The sequence below is a fragment of the Clostridium sp. genome, assembly GCF_051278035.1.
Lineage (GTDB): Bacteria > Bacillota > Clostridia > Clostridiales > Clostridiaceae > Clostridium_AD.
On the sequence record NZ_JBNMNU010000022.1, the window covers coordinates 1 to 17,482 of the forward strand.

Consider the following 17,482-nt stretch of genomic DNA (forward strand, 5'->3'; position numbering starts at 1 on the left):
AAAATTAATGATACTACAAACGAGTAATCACAGGCTCTAAAGAGTTTCCGTGAGAGCTCTATCTAAGTGAGGGATTTTTGTTTTTATCAGACGTTCTAAACGGGCAGGATTTTAGAAAAACTATTTCTTTTCCATCATACTATGCTGTTTTTGTTAATCTTCAAGCTTACCCCATTGGTAGCAAGGTTACTGAATTAAATTCTTATGAGGACTTTTTAAAAAGTAATTGTGAAATTGCAATGTTTATTTGTGATAATATTTTTGTGGATATCTACATAAAAGATAAAATGATTATTAATAAAATCAAGTACACTGCTGAACAATGTAATTTTAAAGAAATTGATTACATCACAGATGAGAATGATTGCAACAAAGAGTTCTGTGCTATGTAACTACCTAAATATTAAATAAATTAGTTCGCATCTTTCGTAAAGGCCGTCATAACAATTGTAATAGTTACTAAAGTAATGGAGTAATTCTGCGTTTTTTATATATTCTTCAACTTCTAATTATTCTTAGCGAATTATGCGAAGTTAGGCGCGAAAAAAAGCTCAAACCCTAGATAAGAGTCTGAGTGTGAAAAAAATATAGAAGTACGCCTAACTTTGGATAATTAAAATAGAACGAAACCGCGGTATTTTAATTAGAACTTATGGGGATTGAATAATCCCCATATACCAAATTTAACGAGCTAGTTGAGCAAATAGTTATGTTCAAAGTGATAAACACATAATAACATCATTAAATATAGAAATGTAGGCATAGTTTCCCCTACCCCATAATGCAATTTTTTTAATATTATGCAGTTTGTATAGTTGTAGGAGGAGATCTGGGAAATAATGTACACCGACTAAGTTTGTCTGAACCACAGTGTGGACACTTGGATAAATCTCTTCCTGTGATATTTTTGATTAACTGGAGCGTTGATATTTTTTCTTTAAGTAAAATAGGTGTATTAGTAAGGTATTTGCAAAGTTTAAGTTTGGTAGTTTTGTTTCGATTTCCTAACAAACCATAGTGCCTAATTTTCATAAATCCACTTGGTAGTATATGAATCACAAATCTACGGATAAACTCATCAGAAGAAATGGTCATTAGTTTACACTTGCAACTTTCTTTGTAATCACGCCATCTGAATGTAACATTACCATTTTCAATATTGATGATACGATTATTAGATATAGCAACTTTGTGAGTATATCTACCTAAATATTCAACCACACATGCAGCTTTTTTAAAAGGTGGTTTGCAATAAACAACCCACTCTTTTGAATATATAGAGGAAAGTAAATTTTCAATTTCATTATCATTGTAAAGATATTGCTGACTACCATAAAAATTAAGCTTATTTTCATTGTATAGTTGTTTGAGGTAATATAGAAATTTGCCTCTGAATTTGCGAGAAAGCACTTTAACTGGGATGAAAAACTTTTTTCTACTACTTACCCATTTTCCTATTGAAGATAACCCTCCACCGGGTACAATACAATGAATATGAGGATGGTGCATAAGATTTTGTCCCCACGTATGTAAAATAGAGGTGAATCCCAGTGTTGCACCTAGATATTTTTTGTCAGCCGCTAATTCTGTAAGAGTTTCAGCGACAGCTTTAAATAAAAGAGTATATAGCTCCTTTTGATTTTGATATACTATTAAATTTATGGTATCTGGGATGGTAAATACAACATGAAAGTATCCGATGTTAAGTAAATTACTTTTCTGAGAGTCAACCCAACGTTCTTTAGCAAGGTTTTGACATTTAGGACAGTGTCTATTTCGACAAGAGTTGTAAGAAATTTTAGTACTTCCACAGCTTTCACATTTGTCTATATGACCGCCTAATTGGGAAGTTCTACATTTTTCAATTGCAGACATAGCTTTTAGTTGAGCAAGTGTAAGCTTATGTTTTTCACGATATTCTGTACCATATTGTTGAAAAATATCTTGAACTTCAATCATTATTCTTATGTGTTTTTTTTGCTGATTTTTTCAACATGTCGAGAGGACTTTTTACATTTAAGGATTCGATGTTTATCATATGTAAATAAAAACAGGTTGAACTGATATCTGAATGACCAAGAAGCTGTTTAATATGAAATATGCTTGTTCCAGATTCAAGTAGGTGAGTGGCAAAGCTATGGCGAACACAATGTACAGTAACTGTTTTAGTAATATTTGCTTTCTTTATGTATTTGTGAAACATGTTTTGTACTGATCTGGAGTTAATATGGGTGCCGGTATTATTTCTGCTATAAAAAAGCCATTCTTTAGGGTGGTATTCTTTCCAGTAATCTCTGAGTATTTCTAGATTGTCCTGTGAAAGTAATGCATATCTATCTTTGGAACCTTTACCATTACGGATAAATAGTTGCATTTTTTTACTATCAATATCTGAAACTTTTAGACATGAGACTTCGTTAAGTCTTAATCCTGCACCGTAGAGGGTCATTAAGATGGATTTATCTCTTAAATTATCGCAGGCACTGAGGAGGCTTTGAATTTCATCTTTAGTAAGAATATTTGGGAACTTACGATTTCTGCGGTGGCGAGGTATTTGTTTACAATTTAAATTAGTATCCAAGGTTACACCATACAAAAAACGAAGTCCACTATTATAGGAATTAACACTTCCGGAGGTAAGTTTTTTTTCTGTTGTGAGATAGTGAAGAAATTCTCTAATATCTTTTTCATAAAGTTCAGTTGCGGGTTTATCAAAGTGGTTTTGAAAGATTTTGCATTTGGTATAGTATTCATCTTGAGTATGTTTGCTTAAACCCCTGAGTTCTACATCAAACTTTAACTTTTCTAAAACTTGTTCTTTTGTCATAAATAAAACAACTCCTTTAAAGTTGAATTTTTTCCAATCTAAAGGAGTTGTATACAATAAACAAAGATATACTTATATTATCAGTTTTATTTGATTTTATTTTGGTTTACCACCGCGCTAGCGGTTTAGTGCTATTCTTACAATTAGAAGCTGGAAAAATGAATATTTAATTGATAAGTGTAAGGAATGTAAGAGATATTATAAAATCATACTTTATAAAAATTCCTCTCTGCTAAAGAATAAGGTCGATATGTCGAACTTTTAAAAACCCCATCAAACCTTTATTTATTAGAATCATTTATCTTTAACACTGTTGACGTATAAGCAGGAGTAGATTATAATTATTGTTGATTAAGGGAACTAGAATCATACGCGCTATTTTATAGAATGTTAAGTATAAATATAGAAATATTAACGGGCTGAGATATGGTATGTACGTTAAATACTAGAGTTGAAGTTTATGGTGGCAATGCCACCCATTTGCCACCGTTACATAGAATATGATAAGATACAATTAGTTAATATAAAAGCATAAAAAATATTATATACCTAATAGATGGCTTTAAATAAATGATTTTAGAATATTATAAAATATATTTAGATAAGCTAAAATACGAGATATAAACAAACACCTCACATTGAGACTATTGTAGACATAGTGGAGGTATAACAGGGTTTAACAAGTGAATACTTAATTTAAATTGTCTATTTGCCACCGTAAATTATTTTATGGTGGCAATATGTTTTCAAATAACTTAACACTATCATTTCTCATTTTAGTAGTTATATGGGATACTCTTAATTTCCCATATGAGCTGTAACAACGATACAAAAAAATGCATCGAGAAGATGATGATTATTGTGAATTGATATACGAATGTCTTTATGAAGAAGGCATAGCTATATATAATGAGTTGTCAGACGCTGAGTTTAAGAAACTTATTCGAAAACAGTATAACTACATAAAGAAAATTGCAAAAGAAGGATTTTATTAAAAGAAACAACTTCACAGGCTAATGTAGAGGTGTTTTTGGGGGGGGAAGGTATGTGTTCCATAGCTTACGATATTATAAGTATGCGAGTTACCACTTGTTAAGTGCAGTTAAATGATAAAACTAACTATGAACCAGTTTTTCCATAACTCTACATCATTAGTTTGTAACAAGTGAAATCAAGTTATTGTTATAAAATTAATGGATAGTTAAAGTACTCTGAGAGTCATACTCGGAGTATTTTACTTTTGTATAAGTCATGAAGGATAATTATAGATGTATGTTGAATTATATAAATAAGATTTATAGAATCTATAGATTACATAATTTCTATAAATGATTAGAAAATTAATAAGAAAGATATTGTCTCAAATAGAGATATTCATATGTCAATTTGATATATAGATATCTCTATCATTTATCAACAAAATATACGAATTTGTTTAATATCTATGTCAAGTTGACATAGATATTAATTTTTTCAATAAAATCATATGAATTATCATTGTTATTTTTTCATTTATATTTCATTGATTTTTAATTTATCATTGAAAATTCAAGGATATAATATATTATTTTTAAAAGTTTTATTGAATACGAAATTTTGGCATTATTATTGCTTATATAATATTATATAAATTATTTTAAATAATATTATCAAAAGGAGAATTTAATAATGAGTAAAATGGACTATTTAAAAGAGCTACCAATAGCAGTTATAGGAGCTGGTGCAGTAGGAAAAACAATAGCAGCAGATTGCAAGTTGGCTGGACAAAATGTAAGATTGTATGATGCAATGCCATTTGCAGAAAAATCTTTGCTAAATGTTGAAAGAACAGGAATAGAAATCGACGGAACCCAGAGAAATTTATACAATTTCAAAAGATCAGGTATTGCAAAATTAGATATGGTAACTACAAACATGGAAATGGCTATAAAAGGAGCAGGTATAATAGTAATAGCAATGCCAGCAATAGCACATGAAAATACATTTAAAAATTTGATACCATATTTAGAAAATGGACAAGTAATACACATATTTACAGACAATTTTGGCTCATTATTGTTTAGAAAGATTATGAGAGAATTGAAATGTGATAAGAAAATAATAATAGGAGGATGGTCAAGTGCACCATACGGTACAAGAATAGAAACAATAGGAGGGTTCACTTTTCCTCATTGTTCAATGAAATACAGAGCAATAGGGCTTAGAGGTGCAACATTACCAATGACAGATATAGACGATTTCATGGAAACTACAGTGATGTTAGGTTGCTTGGATGCTGTAACAACAGGTAATGGCCCAGTAAAAGGAAAAACAGTATTAGATATAGGATTTAGTAATATTAATCCAGTAATACATGTACCAGCAACATTGTTGGGAGTATCTACTATGGAAAACTGGGGGAAAATTTTTGGTGACTTTGACAAAACTGGTTATTCAATGTACGCACATGCTTTATGTCCATCAATATGTGAAGTACAGTACAAATTTTATCAAGAAGAGATAGCATTAGCCGAAGAAATAGGTGTAGACCTAGATAGATATGAAAAATCAGATTTCTTTACAAGAAGAAGTGTATTAACATTAGAATACATGGGAAAAGGAAATATGTATTTACCATTAGATGAACCAACGACAGAATCAAATGTAGGTCCAAACAATATACATCATAGATATGTAACAGAAGATGTTCCAGTAGGATGCAAAATATATCACGACTTAGGTGTTAAATATGGAGTAAAGACACCAATAATAGATTCAATGATAACAATAGCATCTGCAATGATAGGTAAAGATTATTTTACTGAAGGATATACATTGGAATACCTAGGAATCGGAGGTATGAGTAAAGAAGAATTGATAGCATATTTAAACGAAGGAGTTTATATTATTTAATTGAAATTATTTATTCAACTTTTCCATACTATAATAATAATTTATTTGGTAATTTACAACAGTTTCAATTGCATATAACAGATCTTTGTTAGATTTGCTGATTACATAGTTATTATTATTAGTTGGAAAGTTGAATAAATTATATAATCTAATAACTAAAATAATGTTAAATTTTATTAGCTAGCTTAAATTTGAAATTTATCACAATAAATGGGATTCAGTATGCTAAAAATGAGAGAGGATAAATTAATATGAAATTTAATACTAATTACATTTTAGAAAATTATATATTAAATACTAAGTGGGAAGATCTATCTAAACAAGTCCAAGAGAGAGCTATAGTATGCAGTATTGATTTAATGACTGCACTTATTTTGGGAAGTAAAGGGAACCAATATAAAGCAGGAGTTAAGCTTGCAAAATCCATTTATCAAGATGGTAATGTTCAGGTTATTGGTTCTGATGAAAAGTTTAATTTCATAGGGGCAACTGTAGTATTGGGACATGCAGCAAATTCATTTGATATTGATGATGGTCACAATATGATTAAAGGTCATCCAGGGGCTTCTATTATAGCGGGTATATTAGCAGCAGCTTTGGAAAAAGATATTACGTATAAGGAATTTTTAACTACAGTAGTTGTATCGTACGAGACAGCAATCAGAAGTGGATTAGCTATGCAGAGTCATTATAATTATTTACATAGCACAGGAGCCTATGGAGCTGTTGGAACAAGTGCAGGAGTATCAAGAATATTCGGATTTAGCAAAGAACAATTAAATAATGCGTTATCAATAGCAGATTTTCATGCGCCGCTTACTCCTGTAATGAGATCTGTTGAATACCCATCTATGAACAAAGATGGTGTTCCTTTTGGAGCACTTATAGGAGCTATGTCTGTGCTTGAAACATTATCTGGGTCGTCAGGAAAAACACATTTACTTGAACTTGAAGAATTTGATTTCCTATTAAAAACTTTAGGTAAAGAGTATGAGATAATGAATTTGTATTTTAAACCCTTTACTTGTTGTAGATGGGCTCATCCACCAATTTTGGCATCATTATCATTAATTAAGAAAAACAATATTAATAAAAATTACATTAACAAAGTAAATGTATATACATTTGATTCAGCTACAAAATTGAGCAAAATTATTCCGAAAACAACGGATGAAGCTCAATATAACATTAGTTTTCCCATAGCTGTAGGAATAGCTGATGGTGATGTAGGTATAGAACAAGTTATTGATAAAAACCTTAATAGAAAAGATGTAATTAGTTTTATGAAAAAAATTAATTTTATAGTTGATGAAGAAATAGAAGCTAAATTCCCAGCTGAAAGATTATGTAAAGTTGAATTTATATTAGAAAATGGAACTTCTTATATGTCTGATACATTTGCTCCAATAGGTGAAGCTAAAGATAATATTGATATGAACTGGATTAAGGAAAAATTTGAAAGAATAACTAAGCCTCTTGTTACTAAGGAAAATCAAAATAGAATATTATATTTATTGTCTGATATCAATAATATATCAATGAGAAAAGTCGTTGATTATATAAATAATTGTTTGTATTAATTATACTATCATATAGATAGATATTTTACTTGACATTGAGCCTCTGTGAGCATGTTTTTTTGATCGTGGAATAGTTATATGTGGCCATTGATTGTTTTAAATAATCAGGGACTAAAAAACGTTACATTCACTGATATAATCCCTTGGAATAAATGACTAAGGTATTATTATGGGTGCATTAGTGATACAAACATTACCCATAGCATATCAATTCTCTTTTTTGCACTTCAAAGTATGATTAGTTCCTCAAAATAACTACAAATATACTAGCATATCAGAGTCCTACTTTAATAATCTACAAAATTAGAGTAGGGTTCTATATTTCTAATTAATATTTATGATTGCTCGCCACATAATATTATATGCATCAATTGAAATTCTTTGAGACATATCCAGATCAAAATTTCCATATGTATTGACATGAGAATATATAAGTGGTGTTGATGTTATGAAAATATTAGATCTAAAGAAAACTATATTCTATAAATTAACTAATAAGTATGAAGAGGGTAAATAAAATACCCTCTTTTTTTGGGTTTAGCCGACATACGTGTAAAAACCGGTCACGTGGTGGGATAAATATTCATTATGTGATTTTTAAAGCGTTTTATTTTGAAATTTATTGCTTATTTCTCTATAAGCCAACATCTTAGATAAAATACTGACGGTATAATAAATAATGTAGTTGTCTAATAGACGACTACATTCGCGTCCAATATTTTGATCTTGCGTTTTGAAATGCAAATTTCCAAAGTTATCATGGGCTATAGATCTGTGTAATGATAGTGATGGTTAATTTAAATCAAAGCTAATAAATTAGTTTAACAAATATTAAAAGGGAAAAAAAGCTTCATATAGAATATATAATGTAGAGTTCTATAATTTCATGAAATAATCATAGGTAGGTGATGGGCATTGAGTTTGTTATTTCAAATTAAAGAGGTAGTACAACAGTTTGCTGAAGCTACTAGTGCAGCACTAAAATTAGATGTTGAAGTATATGACGAGTTTTCTAGAATTGCAGGAACAGGTAAGTCAAAGGAACTTGTTGGTAATCATATCTTATCTAATGGGGTCATTACCCGGTTTGTATTTGGTAATAATCATTTGAAAAAAATTATTGTAAATAATCCAGGGGAGGATGAATACTGTAGCCTTTGTCCAAGACGGGGCAGTTGCATGTATAAAAAGGCGGTATATGCAGCAATTGAGTATGAGGATAAGATCGTCGGTGTTATTGGGATTGTAGCAACGAATGATGAACATGTGATATTGATAGAATATAATATAAATACCATGTTGGATTTTGTGGATAAGATTGCAAATTTAATAAGTGCAAAAGTGAAAGAACACCAAATGTTAAAACAATTAAAGACCTATGCTAAATTTATGGAAAATGTTATTGATAATATTAACAAAGGGGTTGTGATTTTAAGTAGAAATCATTTAATTATAGATATTAATAATCATTTGGTGGATAAATTAATGATTCAGAAGAAGGATACGACTGGAAAACATATTCTAGATATTTTCCCTAAATTGCATTTAGATTTAGATATCCATACCCACACTAATAACCAATATCAGGAAATTGTATATAGTCTACCGGGAAAGCAGATATATCTTTTATGTTCGCTAAACCCCATTGTGGTGAATTCTGAGATAGAAGGAAGTATCTGTTTAATTGAAGACTATAAGGACACAACACAATTAGCTTATGCCTCATCTATTAAGGAAAATGAAATCAATTTAAAGGATATTATCGGAACCAATATAAAATTCGTGAAGTTCAAAGAAAAGGTTAAGTCTGTAGCGATTCATGATTCAACGGTTTTGTTGACAGGGGAGACGGGGACTGGGAAAGAACTATTTGCTAGATCTCTCCATTCGGAAAACAAACGAAAAAACTGTCCCTTTATTGTCATAAACTGTGGCGCACTGCCGGAAACCTTGATTGAAAGCGAACTGTTTGGATATGAAAAGGGAGCATTTACTGGAGCAAACAGTATGGGAAAACACGGGAAATTTTATATGGCCAATAAGGGTACGATTTTTTTAGATGAAATCGAAACCATGCCTCTTTACCTTCAATCAAAATTATTACGAGTAATTGAAAGGAAGGAAATAGAACGGATCGGCGGGTCAAAGAGTATAGCCATTGACGTAAGAATTATTGCGGCCACCAATGTACCATTGGAAGAAATGGTTAAAAAAGGCGAGTTCAGAGAAGATTTATTTCATAGACTCAATGTTGTGACTTTATTTATACCACCATTGAGGGAAAGGGATCGGGACATACTAGTTTTGGCTCAACACTTTATTGAAAAATTCTCAATTAGGTTCAATAAGACTATTTTGGGTTTATCGGAAGCGGTTCAAAATATTTTTATGGATTATTCATGGAAAGGTAATGTCAGAGAACTTCAAAATACCATCGAATATGCCATAAATATGGAGCAAAGCAATTACATTACTGTTGAAAATCTTCCTATGCAGTTTAAAGAATTCCTAATGATAAAAGAAGTTATGACATTAGAAGATGTGGAGAAGAATCATATCAGAAAGACCCTAGATCGTTTTGGTTGGTCGGAAGACGGACGTATAGAAGCGGCTCAGTATTTAGGAATTAGTAGATCTACAATTTATAGAAAAATAAAGAAATTCAAATGGTTATAACGAAGAATGTATCACTATGAGATGTAACATCTCATAGTGATACATTCTTCATTATTACGTTATATCAGAGTGTTCAGAGACATAGTTGGAATAATACATATCATATTGAGATATATAGGCACTTTAAATAGAAATATTTTCTCGATTTACATGCAATGAAATTACAAATATATGAAAACACTGAGTTGTATAGGATTTAAATATAAAGATAAAAATAATTTCTTAGGTTGGCATGGAGATTGCTATAAACATATGTAGGAATCAAAAACATTTAAATAGGAGGGACTTATAATGAATAGAAAAATTGAATTTTTGTATTTATAGCAGGGAAATCATGTAAAATGTGGTGGAGATGATATGAAAGGAAGTATGAAAGCTACTGAAAGATCTTTCTTCTTACATGGGAAAATAGATTTCATATTGCAAGGAAGACCAGTAATCAGATTGGGTGGTCCAGAAACTGAGGAAACAACAGGTAGAATTATGTCCATGCTGCATTCTTATGAAGCTCAGAGTATACAGTAGAACTTAAAGACAGAGGATTAATTGGAAATGTAAACACTTCAGGAATCAAATATATACCTAGAAAACCCCACAATCCTAATATATATGGTTTGCCTAGGGACAATGCAATTATTAGCGAGCCCGATACATTGATGTCTGCTTGTATTATGGATGCTACATTAGTAAGTGCCATGGGAACCGCCGCAGCTTCAGGTATAGTAGCAAAATATCTTGTGAATCGAGATTCAGAGGTAATGGGAGTTGTGGGTGCAAGTGTACAGGGAATGACCCAAGCATCAGCTTTAAAGTTAGGTGTACCTTTATTAGAAGTTTGCAATGTGTTTGATATTAATACATAAACAAGTAAAAAAATGAAGGATAAAGTAGAGGGATTTGTTATTGCTGATAGTGAAGAGAAAGCATTTAGGGATTCCGATTTAATCAGAACAGCTACCATGGATAGGGGACCCTTATGTAAAAGGAGAGTGGTATAAATAAGGATGTTTTCATGTTGAAATATCATTTTGGAATACACCACCACTATTAAAAGTTATGGATTTTATAGTTTCAGATAGTTGGTGTCAAGTAAAACATCATGGAGTAGATGTTAGTTGGTGAGCTGTAAGGGATGGTGTCATATCCGAAAATAAAATTATAGGAGACCTTGGCAAAATCATTGTAGAAAAAAACTGGAAGAGAAGATAAAAAAGAGAAAATATTGTTTATTCCAATTGATCTAGGGATTAACGACTTATCAAAATCCCATAGAGTATTTGAAAATACTAATTAGAAGGAGGAAATTTAATGGAGTTTGGACCTTATAATATGCTCATGGACTTTGCACTCATGTCCGTTTTATTGTTTATCGCGCAAATAATGAGGGCGAAAATAAAACTAGTACAAAATCTTTTTTTGCCATCATCATTAATAGCAGGTTTTTTAGCTTTGTTTTTAGGAAAACAATTTCTAAAGATACTCCCTTTTACGGATAATGCAAGTAGTTATCCCTATATGCTGGTGGTTGTATTGTTTGCCTCTCTTTTCATAGGAAATTCACAAAAGACATCTTTTAAGCAGACAATGAATAAAGTAGGGGATACTTTTATAATAAATTCTGCAGTATATTTTGCTCAGTATGGATTTGCCCTCGTAATAGGGGGATTTATATTATCTAAATTCTTTCCAGAAGTAAATCAAGCATTTACAATTTTAATGCCCGGAGGTTTTATTGGAGGTCATGGTGCTGCAGCTGCTTTTGGCGGTACATTTAAAGAACTTATTGGCTGGAATGAGGCTTTACCCATCGGGCAAACCTTTGCGACAATTGGTTTATTAGTGGGCGTTTTCGGAGGATTAATATTAATTAATATTGGGACAAGAAAAAAAGCCACAAGATTTATAAAAACTATGGCTGAATTACCTAAAAGTATGCAAACTGGATTGGTTCCATTGGAAGAACAAACATCCATGGGAAATGATACAGTAAACCCTATGTCCATGGACCCCCTTACATGGCATGTATTATTAATCCTCATTGCCAGTGCTGGAGGATACTATTTCACAAACTGGTTTAAGACGATTATGCCAACGGTAGGTTTACCTATGTTCTCCGTAGCCATGATCGCAGGGGTAATTTTACAATCGATATTAAGTTTACTACGACTGAATACATTTGTCGACAAAAAAATTATTACAAGAATCGGAAGTTCCTGTACTGATTATTTAGTGGCATTTGGAGTTGCTACCATCAAACTCTCTATTGTTATTAAATATATAGTGCCTATTGTGATATTAACACTAATAGGCGTAATATTTGGAGTTGCATATCTATTTTTAGTTGGAAGAAAACTTTTTCGTAATTTCTGGTTTGAAAGATCCATATTTATATTTGGATGGTCAACGGGGGTTATTGCCATAGGTATAACATTATTAAGAATCGTTGATCCACAATTTAAAAGTAAAGCTTTAGAAGATTACGGTATGGCCTATGTATTTATGTCATTCATTGAAATAGCGTTAATTTCTTTATTACCAATTATTGTGGTAAACGGATATGGAATGATTGCAGGACTGGTTCTTTTGGTAATATTCATAGGGCTAATTGGGGTTGCTAGGGCTAAATACGGAGTTCACAATGGTAGCATGGCTGAGTTAAGAGAAGGAGAGGCCGAAATTATAGATGAATACAACAGAATGAAATGAAATTAGATGCCAATAAAAAAAGGTGAGCCTTCCATAAATCCTAGCCTTTTTTTATTGGTATATTTTTTATTCCTCTCAAATAAATTTTTCTGAAATTACTTCACTTGCAAACGAAACGTTCTGAATTTAATAATAATGCTTTTATATTTGCTCAAATAGGTCTAAATATAGAACCCTGCTCTGTGCAATGAAGATTTTGTTCTACGGGTAAAAGCCCGGTAATTCTGAGAAATGGTTACATTTGACATCAAAACATCTTGATTTATTACTTTCACAGAAGTAATAAGAGGAGAATAATTTATGAAAGTTGCTATCATTGTCTATGGTGGGGGAAGAGCATTTGTACAGTTTATTAATGGTAAAGAGAATTATATACACAAGGATGGGCTGCAAATTCATATGAATTTTCTAATTGCCCGAAATAGAGGTGTTTATAATCAAAATGAGCTTATATTTTTATAGGATAAAAAGAATTGTATTAACAGGACTATGGGTTAAAGACTTCCATAAGCTTACAGAAAAATTTGAAAGAGGATTTGTACCACAGAAGTCCAGATCTTCTCAATTATGCTATTTCAACATTTTTGAATTGGGTTACAAAAGATGTTAATCATGTTGTGGGATCTTTAAGCTTTTACATATTAAGAGAATGAAGATTACTATCAAAAAATTACGGATTGATTTAAGGACTTTTAAAAAATAACAAAGGTATTTAAGATATGAAACACAAATAAAAAAATAGTTTATTATTCATTTTAAAAATTATAGAAAATTTAGGAGGAGGGTATTTAATGGAAATCAAAATTAAAAAAATGTACTGGCAAGATTGCATTACTATTTTTACATTTATGGTTATTTTATGGATAGTATTAGCTTACGTCATTATTAATGTAAGTGCCATATCTCCTACTATTATGGTTAAGATTATAGTTATAATAACAGGAAGCGTAGCAGGTGCTTTTTCTACAACGGCATTAATTGCTGTACTTGTACATTTAAGAAAAAATGGTCATCAATTATATATGGAAGACTTATCAAATCATACTAAATTATAATTTATTTATAAAAAGGAAGTGCAGAATGAACCTTAAAAAAGATAAAAAGAGTAATGTGTTACTTGAAACATTTGATGCTATATTTATTATGTTGCTGTGCTTTGGAACCCTATTAACAGCAATGATTATTACAAAAGATGAAATTGTAGTTACAAATTACTCTATCGATTTAATACCGTTTATCATTACTGTTATGACAGTAGTATTATATTTATATTTTATAATTTCTCAATCTGCAAAAGGGCTGAGAGTAATGATACCAGAACTTTATGATGAGGAAAATAATAAGGGTAACCCAGAATCAAATATTAATTAAGCGCATAGAAAATTAATGAAGGGAGATATGTTATGAGTTTCTGGAGTATAATGAATTGGATTACTTGGCTTTTATGTGGGGTTTTCTTTTTATTGATTGTAATAGATTTCATTAAAGTAGAGAAGGAAAGAAAACAGCAAGAACACAATAATTAGGATAAATTAGTGATATAGCGAAATGGGGGTATAAATTTTGCAGCAAAATATAAAAGTTGGAGAGGAAAAAGTGCGCAATGAATCTCATCTTATGAAGATTTTAGGTCCAATACATATTTGGGCATTAGGTGTGGGAATAGTTTTAGTTGGCCAATATATGGGATGGAATTTTGGAATTATTAAGGGCGGATCTTTAGGTTCAATTATTGCATGTTGGATAATAGGGATATTATATATATCATTAATTATGGTTAGTACTGAAATGGGTTCAGTAATACCCGAAGCAGGGGGGCAATATGCTATGGCAAAGTATTTTTTGGGACCTCTTGCTTCTTTTAATATTGGACTTATGTTAGTTTTTGAATATGTAATGTTGGAAGCTGCTGATGCTTTGGTTGTGGGACAAATATTACAGTCTTTAAATCCAGATATCCAAGCATTACCCTATATTATATTAAGTTTATTAGCTTTAACTTATCTTAATTATCGAGGTGTTCATGCTACATTAAATTTGAATTTTGTTTTGACCGCAATTTCATTTTTAGCGATTTTCATTCTTTTATTTAACACAAACTTTTATTCTTCATCGAAAAGTATACTACAGCTTTCACAGTTTACAAATGGGTTACCATATGGTTGGATAGGAATATTAGGAGCTTTCCAGTTTGGTTGTTGGTTCTACTTAGGTATAGAAGGAACTGCATTAGCTGCAAAAGAATGCCGTTCTACAGGGCGTGCACTTCCGCTAGGATCTATTCTTGGGCTTGTAACATTGATGATTAGTGCTACAACCACTTGGTTCGTTTGCTCTGGATTGGTAAATTCATCAAATCTTTCTAAATCTGTTTATCCATTATATGATGCCGCTTTGGCTACAAAAACACCTTTTGTAATATACGCGCTTTTTCTAGGTACTATTCTCGCTTGTTTAGCAAGTGCAAATGGGTGTATTGCAGATTCAAGCCGTGCCTGGCACGCGATGTCTAGAGATACTTTAATTCCTGAATTCTTTTCTGTCTTACATCCTAAGTATAAAACGCCTTATCGAGCTATTGTATTTTTACTTCCAATATCTTTGGCTTTTGGATTTACAGGAATGCTAGATAAAGTAATTACATTTTCTATCTTATCTGCATTATTGGTATATCTATTAACTGCATATATGATGATAAAATTCAGAAAAATGTATCCTTTAGGGTCTATTAAAAGAGGTTATATAGCGCCTTGGCATCCTTTGCCAGTGATAATATTGGTGGTGCTTGCCTCAGCAACCTTGATGGGGATGTATTTTGGTTATTGGATTTCTATTGTTTCAGGTTGTATATTTTACTTTTTGGCTTCTATGTGGTTTGTTTTTCACAGGTCAAAGTTTTTAGATATGAAAGTCTTTATTTCAGCAGGAGCTAAACATTGGCCACGACCTAGAGGATATTAAAAATATGATAAAAAGTAAATTGTAATATGTGAGAGGGATTTAATATGAATGCAAATAACAATAAATATTTGTCGTTTTGATTGTAGTATTGCTAATATTAATAGTACCTTGTTATAGATATGTTTTGCTCGGAAGGCATGAAGAGGGGAAAATTCATTTTTATGGATGATTGTTTTTGTATACATTACCTCTCAAATGACTTATAAAAATATATTATTTATTGTGAGATTGTTATTAGGATACTTTCAGTGATTGAAACTTACCTGATTGCATATAATAAGTAAAAAGTATTAGCTGTCAAGAAGATTTAACACAATTATAGGAGAGCCTACATATGTTTTGCGACTATTACACCAAAAGTTATAATATGAATTTTTTATAAAGCATACATCAAAATGTGGTGAATATATCAAAAAAATAGCATATATCAAAGGAGGGGAGGCATCAAGCCTCTTTGCTTAACTAATTTATTAAAATAGGTTTATCAAAGGAATGTTTAAATTAGGAGGTTTATGTTATGTTAGTACCAACTAGAATTATTTAGCAGACTATGAAACAGTAGGTAGTAAGTTATGCTCATGTACGACGTATCATAGTAACTATTATTAAAACTCGGACTATTATATTTTAAAAAATAGTTAGAAGCTCGCAAGGATACCTTGGGGCTTTTGATTTGTTAAAATTTAATTTATTTTGAAGGAAAACTTTAGCCCTTGTAATTAAGGTAAAATGTTATGCAATATATAAGAACAAATGTTTTGAAGGTGGCGGTATGGAAATTGTAGCAAACTATAGAAGTAGTTTCTTGGACCTATACAAGAGGGGATATAAATACTATAACTAAAGTTGAGTTTTACGGTGGCAATGCCACCCATTTGCCACCGTTATATAAAATATTATCAGATACAATTAGTTACGTTTAGAGCTGAAAAATTATTATATACCGCATATATGGCTTTAAATCAATGCTTACAGGATATTATAAAATAGATATAGATAAGTTATAATACGAGGGATAAACACACACCTCATATTGAGACTATTGTAGACATAATGAAGGTATAGCAGGGTTTAACAGGGTTTATCAAGTGAATATTTAATTTAAATTGTCTATTTGCCACCGTAAATTATTTTATGGTGGCAATTTTATTATGTCCAAGACGATTTTCATTAAAAAAATTGCAATTATTCTATTGGTACTTGTAGCTGTATAAAATCTAATAAATTTTGAATCAATATGATCTGAAGTTAATGCTTTTGTTTAGAGCATACCTCAAACAATAACATTGATTTCACTGATATTTTACTGTTTCTAAATGCTGAATTAGTGAGATATATGAAGAATGCTTACTACATTGAACATTGTTTAGTTAAATTGTCTGATGGTAGATTTAATCCAATTTATAGCACAGGTCATATTATATTACTTGTGCTTTTATTTTTTTGCTCCTCAAATGAAGTTACAGCGGATAATTCCCCGGGTAATGTAAAATTTTTACGATAAATTAATTAAGTCTTAACTCTAAATAACAGGATTGCTCAAGGCATTAGTAGATTACTTTATTAAAAACTAGTTAAATTTAACAAGAAATTTATTAAATTTAACTAATTTTAATAAACAGGTGGAGATTTGAAATTAGAAATAGTGTGGATGGAGTATTGCATTATTTTATAAAAATTGAGGTATTTTTGTGAAATTAAAGAATAGTTAACGTACTCTAAAAGTAATATCAAGTGAATTTTTATTTTCTTCAATGTATTTTAGAGGACAATAGTAAATATTTGTTGAATTATGCTAGTAGAATGGTTTATATATGGTATAGACTAAGTTTACATTATG

At 30.8% G+C, this 17,482-nt stretch carries 16 protein-coding genes; 14 read left to right on the forward strand and 2 right to left on the reverse strand.

What is annotated here, in order from left to right:
• Positions 1–77: 77 nt before the first annotated feature.
• Positions 78–392 (forward strand): DUF2691 family protein, encoded by a 315-nt coding sequence (locus ACJAX4_RS05140; protein ID WP_435788382.1) that lies wholly within the window; start codon positions 78–80, stop codon positions 390–392.
• A 406-nt stretch (positions 393–798) separates the two neighbouring features.
• Here ACJAX4_RS05140 and ACJAX4_RS05145 read toward each other — a convergent pair whose 3' ends face one another.
• Both ACJAX4_RS05145 and ACJAX4_RS05150 read right to left on the reverse strand, forming a co-directional pair.
• On the reverse strand, positions 799–1,959 hold the full coding sequence (locus ACJAX4_RS05145; protein WP_435788383.1) for an IS91 family transposase: 1,161 nt from the start codon (positions 1,957–1,959) through the stop codon (positions 799–801).
• Positions 1,952–2,827 carry a tyrosine-type recombinase/integrase gene (locus tag ACJAX4_RS05150; RefSeq protein WP_435788384.1) on the reverse strand — a complete coding sequence of 292 codons (876 nt, stop codon included), beginning with the start codon at positions 2,825–2,827 and terminating at the stop codon, positions 1,952–1,954. The genes ACJAX4_RS05145 and ACJAX4_RS05150 overlap by 8 nt, the downstream gene beginning before the upstream one ends.
• A gap of 836 nt (positions 2,828–3,663) precedes the next feature.
• Here ACJAX4_RS05150 and ACJAX4_RS05155 point away from each other — a divergent pair.
• From ACJAX4_RS05155 to ACJAX4_RS05215, 13 genes are all read left to right on the forward strand, one after another.
• Positions 3,664–3,822, forward strand: coding sequence for a hypothetical protein (locus ACJAX4_RS05155; protein ID WP_435788385.1), 159 nt, complete (start codon positions 3,664–3,666; stop codon positions 3,820–3,822).
• Positions 3,823–4,495: 673 nt separating this feature from the next.
• Positions 4,496–5,719 (forward strand): NAD/NADP octopine/nopaline dehydrogenase family protein, encoded by a 1,224-nt coding sequence (locus ACJAX4_RS05160; protein WP_435788386.1) that lies wholly within the window; start codon positions 4,496–4,498, stop codon positions 5,717–5,719.
• A 251-nt stretch (positions 5,720–5,970) separates the two neighbouring features.
• Positions 5,971–7,299 carry an MmgE/PrpD family protein gene (locus ACJAX4_RS05165; protein ID WP_435788387.1) on the forward strand — a complete coding sequence of 443 codons (1,329 nt, stop codon included), beginning with the start codon at positions 5,971–5,973 and terminating at the stop codon, positions 7,297–7,299.
• Between the two features lie 915 nt (positions 7,300–8,214).
• A complete protein-coding gene (locus ACJAX4_RS05170; protein WP_435788388.1) occupies positions 8,215–9,975 on the forward strand; it encodes a sigma-54 interaction domain-containing protein in 1,761 nt (586 codons plus the stop codon).
• Between the two features lie 357 nt (positions 9,976–10,332).
• Entirely contained in the window at positions 10,333–10,500 is a 168-nt protein-coding gene (locus tag ACJAX4_RS05175) for a hypothetical protein (RefSeq protein ID WP_435788389.1), read from the forward strand.
• 44 nt (positions 10,501–10,544) lie between these two features.
• Positions 10,545–10,838 (forward strand): hypothetical protein, encoded by a 294-nt coding sequence (locus ACJAX4_RS05180; protein ID WP_435788414.1) that lies wholly within the window; start codon positions 10,545–10,547, stop codon positions 10,836–10,838.
• A gap of 12 nt (positions 10,839–10,850) precedes the next feature.
• Entirely contained in the window at positions 10,851–10,973 is a 123-nt protein-coding gene (locus ACJAX4_RS05185; RefSeq protein ID WP_435788390.1) for a hypothetical protein, read from the forward strand.
• Between the two features lie 310 nt (positions 10,974–11,283).
• Complete coding sequence (locus tag ACJAX4_RS05190) at positions 11,284–12,681, forward strand: sodium/glutamate symporter (protein WP_435788391.1); 1,398 nt, start codon at positions 11,284–11,286, stop codon at positions 12,679–12,681.
• Positions 12,682–12,981: 300 nt separating this feature from the next.
• Positions 12,982–13,143, forward strand: a complete 162-nt coding sequence (locus ACJAX4_RS05195) for a hypothetical protein (protein WP_435788392.1) — start codon at positions 12,982–12,984, stop codon at positions 13,141–13,143.
• A gap of 329 nt (positions 13,144–13,472) precedes the next feature.
• Complete coding sequence (locus tag ACJAX4_RS05200) at positions 13,473–13,736, forward strand: hypothetical protein (RefSeq protein ID WP_435788393.1); 264 nt, start codon at positions 13,473–13,475, stop codon at positions 13,734–13,736.
• A gap of 25 nt (positions 13,737–13,761) precedes the next feature.
• Positions 13,762–14,052: a hypothetical protein gene (locus ACJAX4_RS05205; protein ID WP_435788394.1), complete on the forward strand. Its 291-nt coding sequence runs from the start codon at positions 13,762–13,764 to the stop codon at positions 14,050–14,052.
• Positions 14,053–14,084: 32 nt separating this feature from the next.
• The gene (locus tag ACJAX4_RS05210; protein WP_435788395.1) at positions 14,085–14,207 is read left to right on the forward strand and encodes a hypothetical protein; all 123 of its coding nucleotides are present in this window, start codon (positions 14,085–14,087) and stop codon (positions 14,205–14,207) included.
• Positions 14,208–14,244: 37 nt separating this feature from the next.
• Entirely contained in the window at positions 14,245–15,642 is a 1,398-nt protein-coding gene (locus ACJAX4_RS05215) for an APC family permease (RefSeq protein WP_435788396.1), read from the forward strand.
• The last annotated feature ends 1,840 nt before the right edge of the window (positions 15,643–17,482 follow it).